This window comes from Pseudomonas sp. 57B-090624 (assembly GCF_003234055.1).
GTDB lineage: Bacteria > Pseudomonadota > Gammaproteobacteria > Pseudomonadales > Pseudomonadaceae > Metapseudomonas > Metapseudomonas tohonis.
Map to the genome: position 1 here is coordinate 32,974 of NZ_QKRU01000046.1, position 11,888 is coordinate 44,861.

General features: G+C 65.1%; 9 protein-coding genes. 8 read left to right on the top strand and 1 reads right to left on the bottom strand.

The window, feature by feature from the left end; translation table 11 throughout:
- Positions 1-52: 52 nt before the first annotated feature.
- From DMX10_RS20900 to DMX10_RS20920, 5 genes are all read left to right on the top strand, one after another.
- A complete protein-coding gene (locus tag DMX10_RS20900; protein WP_158545617.1) occupies positions 53-2,266 on the top strand; it encodes an alpha-glucosidase in 2,214 nt (737 codons plus the stop codon).
- A gap of 80 nt (positions 2,267-2,346) precedes the next feature.
- A complete protein-coding gene (locus DMX10_RS20905) occupies positions 2,347-4,581 on the top strand; it encodes an EAL domain-containing protein (RefSeq protein WP_111262865.1) in 2,235 nt (744 codons plus the stop codon).
- Positions 4,578-6,485, top strand: a complete 1,908-nt coding sequence (locus DMX10_RS20910) for a sensor histidine kinase (protein WP_146603038.1) — start codon at positions 4,578-4,580, stop codon at positions 6,483-6,485. Before DMX10_RS20905 ends, DMX10_RS20910 begins: the two co-directional genes overlap by 4 nt.
- Positions 6,486-6,566: 81 nt before the next feature.
- Complete coding sequence (locus tag DMX10_RS20915; protein ID WP_111262867.1) at positions 6,567-6,842, top strand: YkgJ family cysteine cluster protein; 276 nt, start codon at positions 6,567-6,569, stop codon at positions 6,840-6,842.
- 46 nt (positions 6,843-6,888) lie between these two features.
- Positions 6,889-7,503, top strand: coding sequence for an START domain-containing protein (locus DMX10_RS20920; protein ID WP_111262868.1), 615 nt, complete (start codon positions 6,889-6,891; stop codon positions 7,501-7,503).
- A 202-nt stretch (positions 7,504-7,705) separates the two neighbouring features.
- On the opposite strand, the gene gltA is transcribed toward DMX10_RS20920, so the two are convergent.
- Entirely contained in the window at positions 7,706-8,995 is a 1,290-nt protein-coding gene (gltA, locus tag DMX10_RS20925) for a citrate synthase (RefSeq protein WP_111262869.1), read from the bottom strand.
- 361 nt (positions 8,996-9,356) lie between these two features.
- On the opposite strand from gltA, the gene sdhC reads away from it, so the two are divergent.
- The 3 genes from sdhC to sdhA are packed head-to-tail and all read left to right on the top strand — an operon-like array spanning position 9,357 to position 11,869.
- On the top strand, positions 9,357-9,731 hold the full coding sequence (gene sdhC, locus DMX10_RS20930; protein ID WP_111262870.1) for a succinate dehydrogenase, cytochrome b556 subunit: 375 nt from the start codon (positions 9,357-9,359) through the stop codon (positions 9,729-9,731).
- Complete coding sequence (gene sdhD / locus DMX10_RS20935; RefSeq protein ID WP_111262871.1) at positions 9,725-10,093, top strand: succinate dehydrogenase, hydrophobic membrane anchor protein; 369 nt, start codon at positions 9,725-9,727, stop codon at positions 10,091-10,093. The genes sdhC and sdhD overlap by 7 nt, the downstream gene beginning before the upstream one ends.
- Positions 10,094-10,096: 3 nt before the next feature.
- Positions 10,097-11,869 carry a succinate dehydrogenase flavoprotein subunit gene (gene sdhA / locus DMX10_RS20940; protein ID WP_111262872.1) on the top strand — a complete coding sequence of 591 codons (1,773 nt, stop codon included), beginning with the start codon at positions 10,097-10,099 and terminating at the stop codon, positions 11,867-11,869.
- The last annotated feature ends 19 nt before the right edge of the window (positions 11,870-11,888 follow it).

Below are 11,888 nucleotides of genomic sequence, written 5' to 3' on the forward strand. Positions count from 1 at the left end.
AGGACTAGAAAAGGGGCGAGCGATGCGCTGGTGGGTGAAAGGGACGGCGGCCATGTTGCTGGCAGCGGCGGCGGTGGGGGCCGGATGGCAGGGGCTGCGGATGTGGAAGCAGCGCGCCGTGCTGGCCGAACTGGTGGTGCCGCCGGCCTTCGCCATCCCCCGTGATTTCGACTTCGGCGACTACCGCCTGGCGTGGAATGGCCACGGCCTTGTGCTGAGCCCGAAGGGCAGCCCAGGCAAGCGGCTTTGGACCACCGAAGGAGGCTTCCTCGCCGCTGGTATCGGCGAGGCCAAGGTCGAGGAGCACCGCGGGGCATTGTTCGTCGACGAGCGCCGGGAGCTCCTCTGCCGCGAGCAGAGCCTGGACAGTTTCCAGGGGGCGGGCCAGCGGCTGGTGCTGCGGGGTCACCTGCGCTGCGCCGACGGTGCCGTGAGCGGCTATGCCCTGGTGCTGGAGGCCGACGGCGTGCGCGGCGTACGCCTGGCTGTGGCGCTGGATGACCCGCGGCTCAACCGCCTCTACCTGAATTGGCAGCGGGACGCCGACGAACGCTTCTTCGGCTTCGGCGAGCAGTTCAGCGCCTTCGACCTGGCTGGCCGCCGCCTGCCCATCCTGGTGCAGGAACAGGGCATCGGCCGCGGCCTGCAGCCCATCACCCTGGCTGCGGACCTCACTGCACGGGCCGGTGGCGACTGGTCGAGCAGCTACGCGCCGGTGCCCTTTTTCCTGACCTCGAAGTTGCGCGCCTTCTTCAGCGAATCCAGTGCCTACCAGGTGTTCGACCTGCGCGACCCGGCGCGGGTGGGCCTGGAGGTGCACCAGGGCAGCCTGGCTGCGCGCATCTACAGCGGCGACAGCCCGGCCGCCCTGGTGCGGGCTCACACGTCCGTGGTCGGGCGCATGGCGCCGCTGCCGGACTGGACCCAGCACGGCGCCATCCTCGGCCTGCAAGGCGGCACCGAGCGGGTGCGCGAGTTGCTGGCGCGCCTCGATGCGGCCGATGTGCCGCTGGCCGGCGTCTGGCTGCAGGACTGGGTGGGCCAGCGCAGCACCCGCTTCGGCAAGCAGCTCTGGTGGAACTGGACCCTCGACCCGCGCCACTACCCGCAGTGGCAGGCCCTGAGCGCCGAACTCAAGGCGCGCGGCATCCGCACCCTGGCCTACGCCAATCCGTTCCTGGCGGATATCACCGAGAAGGGGGGTGAGCAGCGCAATCTGTTGCGCGAGGCCCGTGAGCGCGGTCTGCTGATGAAGGGAGCGGACGGCGCGCCACTGGAGCTGCTCAACACCAGCTTCGGTGCGGGGCTCGTCGACCTGAGCAACCCCGAGGCGCGTCGCTGGCTCAAGGACGTGCTGCGCACGGAGATGCTCGGCCAGGGTTTCTCCGGCTGGATGGCCGACTTCGGCGAGGCCTTGCCCTTCGAGGCGCGCCCGGCCTCGGGCGAGGATGCGGCATTGCTGCACAACCGCTTCCCGGAAGAGTGGGCTCGGCTCAATCGTGAGCTGCTGGAGGAAGCCGGCGGGGAAGGGGAGCTGCTGTTCTTCACCCGCGCCGCCTACAGCCGCAGCCCGGGCCTGACCACCAGCATGTGGCTGGGGGACCAGATGGTGACCTGGGATGCCCACGACGGCCTGCACAGCGCGCTGCTGGGGCTGCTCTCCGGCGGGCTGTCGGGCTTCACCCTCAACCACGCCGACACCGGTGGGTACACCACCATCAGCAATCCACTGAAGGACTATCACCGCAGTAAGGAGCTGCTGCAGCGCTGGGCGGAGTTCTCCGCCTTCACCAGCCTGCTGCGCACCCACGAGGGCAACCGCCCGGCGGACAGCCATCAGGTCTACGACTCGCCGGCCAGCCTGGCGCACTTCGCCCGTTGTGCCCGGTTGTTCGCCGCGCTGGCGCCTTATCGCCGCACGCTGATGGACGAGGCCGCGCGCACCGGGCTGCCGCTGGTGCGCCCGCTCTGGCTGCACTACCCCGATGACCCGGCAAGCCTGGAGGTGCTGCCACGCAGCTTCATGCTGGGTGACCAATTGCTGGTGGCGCCGGTGCTGGAGCCGGGCGTCGACAGCCTGGAAGTGGCGTTGCCGGCCGGGGAATGGGTGCACCTCTGGTCGCAGGCGCACTACCGGGCATCGCTTGGCACCCGGGTGCGCGTGGCGGCTCCCATCGGCCAACCGGCGGTGTTCTACCTGCAAGGTTCGGCAGTGGGCGAGGCGCTGCGCAAGGCTCTGCGGGAGCAGGGGGAAAGCGGCTCCTGAGGCGAGCGCCGGAGGCTGTCTATACTGCCGAGGCGACCGTTCGGTCGTGGTGATCTCCTCCCCGTTGCGAGCCGGCCTTCATGGATGATCAGGTGCTGTTCCTCTCCGATGACGACGATACCCCTACGCGGCATTCCGGCCCGGCCTGGCGCGTGCTGGCGGTGGACGACGATGTCGATTTCCAGCGTGCCACCGCCTTCGCCCTGGGCGAACTCGAGGTCGAGGGTGGCCGCATCGAGCTGATCCAGGCATTCAGTCTGCGCGAGGCTGCGGCGATCCTCGCCGAGCGGCGCGATATCGCGGTGATCCTCCTTGACGTGGTGATGGAGAGCGAGGATGCCGGCCTGCGCCTGGTGAGAACCTTGCGCGAGGTGATCGGCAACACCGAGGCACGCATCGTGATGCTGACCGGCGAGCCGGGCACGGCCCCGGTGCACGAGGTGATGCGCGATTACGACATCAACGACTACTGGACCAAGAGCGAGATGACCGCCGAGCGCCTGCTGACGGTACTCACCTCGGGCATCCGCGCCTTCGCCCAGTTGCAGGCCGTGGCCCGTGCGCGGCGCGGCCTGCAGTCGATCGTCGAGTCGAGCAACTCGCTGTTCTGCTCGCGCAATACCCGCGAGTTGGCGACCAAGATCCTGTCCGAGATCTCCACGTTGCTGGATGTGCGCATCGAGGGCCTCGTCTGCATGCGCGTCGAGCCGGAGCCGGGTGGCTATGCCACGGGCGATGAGGTGCGGGTGGTCGGCGCCACCGATGACTACGTGCAGGCCATCGACGGCGACCTCGACGGCCTTGGCCGCCCGCATGTGGCGGTGCTGCTGCGCCAGTGCCTGCAGGCGCAGCAGACCTTGCGCGTGGAGCAGGGCATCGTGCTGTTCTTCTCGCGCTTCCAGGCCGGCGCCGACTACGCCTGCTACGTCCGCACCGAGCGCGAGCTGGATGACACCGAACTGGAGCTGCTCAAGGTGTTCAGCGCCAGCATCAGCCGTGGCCTGTACAACGTTTCGTTGTTCAGCCGCCTGGAGCAGATGGCCTACCAGGACGAGCTGCTGAGGATTCCCAACCGCAACGCCCTGATCCGCATGCTCGACCTGGTCCTGCAGAGCGAGGACCGGGACAAGCAGGTGCTGGTACTGATCGATATCGATGATTTTTCCGGCGCCAATATCGCGTTCGGCACGGGGTATGGCGACTTCATCCTCGGCCTGGTGGCCAAGCGCTTGCGCGAGGCCTTCGAGCCCGAGGTGCTGGTGGCCCGGATCAAGGACGACCTGTTCGCCGTGCTGGGCCCCGAGTCCCGGGTGTGTGCGGCGGATATCGTCGCCTTGTTCCGCCGCAGCAACCGGCCCTACGAACTGGGCCAGGTCCACAGCCTGGGCAGCGTGACCCTGCGCCTGGCGGATTTCGTCGGCAATGCCAGCGTGGCCCTGCAATCGGCTCTGTTGACGCTGAAACAGGCCAAGCAACTGGGCCATGACCAGCATCTGGTGCATGACCCGCAATTGCAGACGGTGCACGCCGAGTCCTACCGCATGCTCCTGGCCCTGCGCGATGCCGTGGATGCCGGGCGCATCGGCATCGAACTGCAACCGCAGTTGCGTCTGCCGGATGGCCGCGTGACGGGCGTCGAGGCCCTGGCCCGCTGGCGCAAGGAGGATGGCAGCATGGTGCCGCCGGGCCGCTTCATCCCGCTGGCCGAGGCCACCGGCTACATCCTGCCGCTGGGGGACCTGCTGCTGCGCCTGTCGTTGCGTGAGGCGGCGCGGCTGGCCGAGGCCGGGTATGCGGACATCCGCGTGGCGGTGAACGTCTCGGCGCCGCAATTGCTGCAGCGGGACTTCATCGAGCGTTTCAGGCTGCATCTTGAGCGCGCCGGGGTATCGCCCCGGCAGATCGAGGTGGAGATCACCGAGTCGGTGGCGATGCGCAACTTCGAGCTGGTCTGCGAGCAGCTCAAGGCCCTGCGCGAAATGGGCGTGACCATCGCCATCGACGATTTCGGCACCGGCTTCTCCTCGCTCAGCTACCTGCGCCGGCTGCCGGCGGACCGGCTGAAGATCGACCGCAGCTTCATCGTCGAGATCGACGAGGCGCAGGGCGAGGCGCTGATCGCCGACGCGGTGATCCAGATCGCCGCGCGGGTGGGGATGCACGTGATCGCCGAAGGGGTGGAAACCGAGAGCCAGGCGCAGTGGGTGCTGCGCAACGGTTGCAGCGAAGCCCAGGGCTACCTGTTCGCCCGGCCCATGCCCTGTGACCGCCTGATCGGCTGGCTCGCCGACAGGGCCGGGCCTCGCAGCGGATGAGTCCGGACTCGTTGCAGCGTTTCTCCCGTCGGGTGCTGCTGCGCAGCCTGCTGACGCTGTTCCTGCCCTGGGCGCTGCTGATCCTGGTGCTGACCGTGCTGCTCTATGACCGCCTGCTGGATGCCAAGCTGGCGCCGCGCCTGCATGACCAGCAAGCCAGCCTCAGCGAGGGGTTGGGCGTGCTCAACCGCTATGTGGCCTCCTTGCGTGGCAACCTGCTGTTCCTTTCCCAGCATCCGGCGATGGGCGCCGTGCTGGAGCGCGGCGATCCGCAGAACCTGGCGCTGCTGCGGCGGCTGATGCTGGATTTTTCCCAGAGCTCCGGGCGCTACGACCAGATCCGCTGGCTCGATGAGCGCGGCCAGGAGCGGGTGCGCGTGGATTTGCGGGAGGGACTGGCGGTGCGGGTGCCGGACCCGGAGCTGCAGAACAAGGCGGATCGCTACTTCTTTGTCGAGGCCATGCAATTGCCGCCGGGGGCTTTCTATCTGTCGCGCTTCGACCTGAACCAGGAGCGCGGGCAGCTGGAGCGACCACTGAAACCGACGTTGCGGGCGGCGACGCCCCTGTTCGACAAGGCTGGACGAGCGCGTGGGGTGCTGGTGCTCAATTACCTGGGGCAGGTGTTGCTGGACCGGGTGGGGCAGATTTCCACCCGCTACGGCGGCTACCTGGAACTGGTGGATTTCGAGGGCTACTGGATCTATTCGCGCAACCCCGGGCAGGCGTGGGGGTTCATGCTCGACCGCCCGCAGGATACGGTCGCCAGCCGCTACCCGCAGAGCTGGGCACGGATGCGCAGCCAGCCGTCGGGGCAGTTCATCGACGCTGCCGGGCTCTGGGCCTTCGTCCGCTTCGATCCGGGCGACAGTGGCGACGACCCGGATGGCGCGGAGCGTGACAGTGGGCGTGACTGGTTGCTGGTGTCGCTGCTGCCGGTGGACATCCTGCAGTCCCTGCGGCTCCAGGTGTTCTGGCAGATGCTGGCATTCGGCGCCTTCATGCTCTTCGTGGGCCTGGCGGTGGTCCTGCGGCTGGCCTTGACGGAGGCCGACCGCGATCGGGCGTTGGCCGGGTTGGAGGCACGGGGGGACGAGCTGGCCCAGAGCAACCGGCAGCTCACCGATACGGTGGAGGCGCTGCAGCGCACCCGGGGGGCGCTGATCCAGGCGGAGAAGCTGTCCTCCCTGGGCACGCTGGTGGCGGGGGTCGCCCACGAGCTGAACACGCCCATTGGCGCGGCCAGCGTGGCGGCGTCGGCCCTGGACAAGAGCCGGGAGCAACTGGAGCAGGGGTTCCGGGAGGGGTTGCAGCGTTCTGCGCTGGAGCGGTTCCTGCAACGCAACGCCGAGGGGCTGGCGATCATTCTCGCCAACCTGGGGCGCATGGCATTGCTGACCCGTGCCTTCAAGCAACTGGCCACCGACCGGGCCAGTGTGGAGCGGCGCCGTTTCGACCTGGTGGCGCTGGTGGACGAGGTGATGCTGGTGTTCGCGCCGCGGCTCAAGGCCACCGCCCACCGGGTACTGCTCAACCTGCCGCCGAGCCTGATGCTGGACAGCTACCCCGGGCCGCTGGGGCAAATCGTGCAGAACCTGATCGAGAACGCGCTGGTGCACGCCTTCGCGCCAGGGGAGAGCGGCACCGTGCGGGTGCGTGCGGATATCGATGACGGGGGCCGCCATTGCGTGATCGAAGTGGAGGACGATGGCTGCGGAATGACGGAAGAGGTCCTGGCGCGCATCTTCGACCCCTTCTTCACCACGCGGCGCGGTTCGGGTGGCACCGGGCTGGGCCTGCACCTGACCCACCAGTTGGCGGTGGACATCCTCGGCGCGGAGTTGCAGGTGAGCAGCACGCCGGGGCGGGGAACGCTGTTCAGGGTGAGACTTCCGTTGGGCTGATTGGGGGATATCCCATTTCTTTGGGGGCGCAGGTAGAATTCGCGCCCTTCATCGGCCGTGGCTTACAGAGAGGCCCACGTCATGATCTGCCGAGCAGGCTGTGGCGCCTGTTGCATTGCCCCCTCCATCAGTTCTCCCATCCCCGGCATGCCCAATGGCAAGGCGGCGGGGGAGCGGTGCGTCCATCTTTCTGCCCAGCACCTCTGCGCGATCTTCGGCCAGCCAGGCCGCCCGAAGGTGTGCAGCGACTTCGATGCCGATCCTTTTGTCTGTGGCGACAGCCGGGAAGAGGCGATACGTTTGCTGGGCTGGTTGGAACAAGAGACGGCCGTGGCGGTCAGTCAATCTATCCAGTAGCCGTCCGGATGGACGACGGCTGGTCATCATAAGAAGGAGAACAAAGATGGTTTCGCTGCAACGAATCGCTGTGATCTGTGGATTGAGCGCAACGGCGCTGATGGCTGCAACTGCCCATGCCGAAGACTGGAAGCTGGCCAAGGACGAGGACGGCATCAAGGTGTACCTGAGCGAGGTGGCCGGTTCCAAGTACAAGGCCTATCGCGGGGTCGCCACCCTCAAGACCGACGTCGCCACCCTGCGCAAGCTGCAGGAAGACGTTTCCGGCTCGTGCGCCTGGATCCACGAGTGCGAGCAGCAGAAACTGCTCAAGTCTGAAGGCGCCGACAGCTGGACCTACACCCGCTTCAATACCCCCTGGCCGGTCACCCCGCGTGACTCGGTGATCCACGCCACCACCACCGAAGGTGCCGATGGCAGCCTGACCCGCACCCTCAAGGGCGAGCCCAAGTACCTGCCCGAAGAGAAGGGGTTCGTGCGCGTAGCGGCCGTGGAAGGGGTATGGAAGTTCGTGCCCAAGGGCCCGGGCGAGGTGGAAGTGACCTATCAGGTGCACACCGAGCCGGGCGGCAGCGTGCCATCCTGGCTGGCCAACAGCTTCGTGGTCGATGCGCCGTTCAACACGATCAGCCACCTGCGTGAACGCGCCGAGAAGAAGTGAACGAACGGTCGTATTGAAAAGGGGCCCCGCAATGCGGGGCCTTTTCATTCGTGCGGCCGCCGGGGCGGGCCGTACGGCGGCGCGAGGGGCGCGCACCGGTGCGTGACCTGATGTGGGGCGATAGTGGCGCCAGCCTCGCATGCCTGGCTGGCGCCCATGAAAAAGCCCCGCGAGTGCGGGGCTTTTCCTGGAACGGTACGTCTTACTTGCGCTTGTCGAGCGAGACGTAGTCGCGTTGCTCGTAGCCGGTGTACAGCTGGCGCGGACGGCCGATCTTGTACGGGCTGGAGAGCATTTCCTTCCAGTGGGAGATCCAGCCGACGGTGCGCGCCAGGGCGAAGATCACAGTGAACATGCTGGTCGGAATACCGATCGCCTTGAGGATGATCCCCGAGTAGAAGTCGACGTTCGGGTACAGGTTGCGTTCCTTGAAGTACGGATCGGTCAGGGCGATCTCTTCGAGACGCATGGCCAGTTCCAGTTGCGGATCGTTCGTGATCCCCAGTTCCTTCAGGACTTCGTCGCAGGTCTGCTTCATCACGGTGGCACGCGGGTCGCGGTTCTTGTAAACGCGATGGCCGAAGCCCATGAGCTTGAACGGATCGTTCTTGTCCTTGGCCTTGGCGATGAACTTGTCGATGTTCGAGACATCGCCGATCTCATCCAGCATGGTCAGTACCGCTTCGTTGGCACCACCGTGCGCCGGGCCCCACAGGGCGGCGATGCCGGCTGCGATGCAGGCGAACGGGTTGGCACCGGACGAACCGGCCAGGCGTACGGTGGAGGTGGAGGCGTTCTGCTCGTGGTCCGCATGCAGGATGAAGATGCGATCCATGGCCTTGGCCAGTACCGGGCTGATCGGTTTGATCTCGCACGGGGTGTTGAACATCATGTGCAGGAAGTTTTCCGCGTAGTTCAGGTCGTTGCGCGGATACATCATCGGCTGGCCCATGGAGTACTTGTAGACCATGGCGGCGATGGTAGGCATCTTGGCGACCAGGCGGATCGCGGAGATTTCGCGATGGTGCGGGTCGTTGATGTCCAAGGAGTCGTGATAGAAGGCGGAGAGGGCGCCCACTACGCCGCACATGATCGCCATCGGATGGGCATCGCGGCGGAAACCGTTGAAGAAGCTCTTCAGTTGCTCGTGAACCATGGTGTGGTTCTTGACGGTGCTGACGAACTTGGCCTTCTCCTCGGCGCTGGGCAGTTCGCCATTGAGCAGCAGGTAGCAGGTTTCCAGGTAGTCGGATTCTTCGGCCAGTTGTTCGATGGGGTAGCCGCGGTGAAGCAGCACGCCCTTGTCGCCGTCGATGTAGGTGATCTTCGACTCGCAAGAGGCGGTAGACATAAAGCCAGGATCAAAAGTGAAGCGACCCGTGGAGGTCAGGCCCCGCACATCGATTACATCGGGACCTACGGTACCGGACAGAACGGGCAGCTCGACGGGGGCAATGCCCTCGATGATCAACTGCGCTTTTTTGTCAGCCATAGCGGCCTCCTATTTATGCTTGAAATCATCAGACAGCCCCCCACGCAGGGCCCGCACCACTATAGTGAGATAAATGCGAATGTCAATTTGAAGAAACCCATGTAGGAGAGGGGTTTGCGGGGTGTTTTTCGCTGAAAAAGGGCGCTATTTACGCCTTTTATATAAGGAGCGCAATCCGCTCTTAGGGGGAGGCCTTTCCGTTGTCATTAGTCAGCTAACTGTCTATACTCAGCGCCCGACTGCCAGGGGCCCTGAAGCCCGTATTCTGGAGGTCGGCACTCCCTTGGTGAGGGGTACCTGACCAGTGCACTTCCCGACAACTTGCCCTGATTGTTAGGGGCCTCAGTGTGAAAAAAAAGCCGTGAATAGCCAACGACCTGTAAACCTAGATCTCAGGACCATCAAACTCCCAATCACTGCTTACACGTCCATTCTCCACCGTATCTCTGGCGTCATCCTCTTCGTCGGCATCGCTGTGCTGCTTTACGCGCTCGGCAAGTCGCTGGCGTCCGAGGAAGGCTTCGAGCAGGTGAAGGCGTGCCTGACCAGTCCGCTGGCCAAGTTTGTGATTTGGGGCCTGCTGTCCGCATTGCTTTATCACCTGGTCGCCGGTGTGCGCCACCTGGTGATGGATGCGGGTATCGGCGAGACGCTCGAGGGCGGCAAGCTGGGCTCGAAAATCGTCATCGCGATTTCCGCGGTGCTGATCGTGCTGGCGGGGGTGTGGGTATGGTAACCAATGTCACGAACTTCTCGCGTTCGGGCCTCTATGACTGGATGGCTCAGCGCGTTTCTGCGGTCGTTCTCGCGGCTTATTTTCTCTTCCTGCTGGGCTACCTCGTTGCGAATCCCGGCCTGACCTATGCTGATTGGCATGGTCTGTTCTCCCAGAACTGGATGCGCATCTTCAGCCTGCTCGGGCTGGTTGCTCTCGGTGTACATGCCTGGGTTGGCATGTGGACCATCTCCACTGACTACCTGACGCCAATGGCGCTGGGCAAGTGGGCAACCGTTGTGCGTTTCCTGTTCCAGGCAGTCTGCGGCATCGCCATGTTCGCGTACTTCGTCTGGGGCGTGCAGATTCTGTGGGGTATCTGATCCATGTCTAGCATTCGTACTCTTTCCTACGACGCCATCATCGTCGGCGGCGGTGGCGCTGGTATGCGCGCCGCGCTGCAGTTGGCGCAAGGCGGCCACAAGACTGCTGTGGTCACCAAGGTCTTCCCGACCCGTTCTCACACCGTTTCCGCCCAGGGCGGCATCACCTGCGCCATCGCTTCGGCCGACCCGAACGACGATTGGCGTTGGCACATGTACGACACCGTCAAGGGCTCCGACTACATCGGTGACCAGGACGCTATCGAATACATGTGCTCCGTCGGCCCGGAAGCCGTGTTCGAGCTGGAGCACATGGGCCTGCCGTTCTCCCGTACCGAGCAGGGACGCATCTACCAGCGTCCGTTCGGTGGCCAGTCCAAGGACTTCGGCAAGGGTGGCCAGGCTGCTCGTACCTGCGCTGCTGCCGACCGTACCGGTCACGCGCTGCTGCACACCCTGTACCAGGCCAACCTGAAGAACGGCACCTCGTTCCTCAACGAGTGGTACGCCGTCGACCTGGTGAAGAACCAGGATGGCGCCGTGGTCGGCATCATCGCCATCTGCATCGAGACCGGCGAGACCGTCTACATCCGCTCCAAGGCAGTGGTGCTGGCCACTGGCGGCGCTGGCCGCATCTATGCGTCCACCACCAACGCCCTGATCAATACCGGTGACGGCATCGGCATGGCCCTGCGTGCAGGCGTGCCGGTCCAGGACATCGAAATGTGGCAGTTCCACCCGACCGGTATCGCCGGTGCCGGCGTGCTGGTGACCGAGGGTTGCCGTGGCGAGGGTGGCTACCTGATCAACGCCCATGGCGAGCGCTTCATGGAGCGTTACGCTCCGAACGCCAAGGACCTGGCCGGCCGCGACGTGGTCGCCCGCTCCATGGTCAAGGAAGTGCTGGCCGGCAACGGCTGTGGCCCGGACAAGGACCACGTCCTGCTGAAGCTCGACCACCTGGGCGAGGAAGTGCTGCACAGCCGCCTGCCGGGTATCTGCGAACTGTCGAAGACCTTCGCCCACGTCGACCCCGTCGTCGCGCCGGTGCCGGTGATCCCGACCTGCCACTACATGATGGGCGGCGTTGCCACCAACATCCATGGCCAGGCCATCACCCAGGATGCCAACGGCAACGACACCATCATCGACGGCCTGTTCGCGGTCGGCGAAGTCGCCTGCGTATCCGTACACGGTGCCAACCGTCTCGGCGGCAACTCGCTGCTCGACCTGGTCGTGTTCGGTCGTGCTGCGGGCCTGCACCTGGAAAAAGCCCTCAAGGAAGGTATCGAGCATCGCGGTGCTTCGGAAACCGACCTGGAGCTGTCGCTCAAGCGCCTGTCCGGCGTCAACGAGCGCAGCAGTGGCGAAGACGTGGCTCCGCTGCGTAAAGAGCTGCAGAACTGCATGCAGAACTACTTCGGCGTATTCCGTACCGGCGAATACATGCAGAAAGGCATCGCTCAGTTGGCCGACCTGCGCGAGCGCATCGCCAACGTGAAGATCGCCGACAAGAGCCAGGCCTTCAACACTGCGCGTATCGAGGCGCTGGAACTGCAGAACCTTCTCGAAGTGGCCGAGGCTACCGCGATCGCAGCGGAGGTCCGCAAGGAATCCCGTGGCGCGCACGCCCGCGAAGACTTCGAAGATCGTGACGACGAGAACTGGCTGTGCCACACCCTGTATTTCCCGGGTGAGAAACGCGTTACCAAGCGCGACGTCAACTTCACGCCCAAGACAGTTCCGGCGTTTGAACCCAAAGTACGTACCTATTAAGGGTGGCTGATATGTCGCA

What these genes read in the sequence shown, in the direction of transcription:
- DMX10_RS20900 (WP_158545617.1), top strand. Translation starts at nt 53, where the DNA reads ATGTTGCTGGCAGCGGCGGCGGTGGGGGCCGGATGGCAGGGGCTGCGG.
- DMX10_RS20905 (WP_111262865.1), top strand. Translation starts at nt 2,347, where the DNA reads ATGGATGATCAGGTGCTGTTCCTCTCCGATGACGACGATACCCCTACG.
- DMX10_RS20910 (WP_146603038.1), top strand. Translation starts at nt 4,578, where the DNA reads ATGAGTCCGGACTCGTTGCAGCGTTTCTCCCGTCGGGTGCTGCTGCGC.
- DMX10_RS20915 (WP_111262867.1), top strand. Translation starts at nt 6,567, where the DNA reads ATGATCTGCCGAGCAGGCTGTGGCGCCTGTTGCATTGCCCCCTCCATC.
- DMX10_RS20920 (WP_111262868.1), top strand. Translation starts at nt 6,889, where the DNA reads ATGGTTTCGCTGCAACGAATCGCTGTGATCTGTGGATTGAGCGCAACG.
- gltA (WP_111262869.1), bottom strand. Translation starts at nt 8,995, where the DNA reads ATGGCTGACAAAAAAGCGCAGTTGATCATCGAGGGCATTGCCCCCGTC.
- sdhD (WP_111262871.1), top strand. Translation starts at nt 9,725, where the DNA reads ATGGTAACCAATGTCACGAACTTCTCGCGTTCGGGCCTCTATGACTGG.
- sdhA (WP_111262872.1), top strand. Translation starts at nt 10,097, where the DNA reads ATGTCTAGCATTCGTACTCTTTCCTACGACGCCATCATCGTCGGCGGC.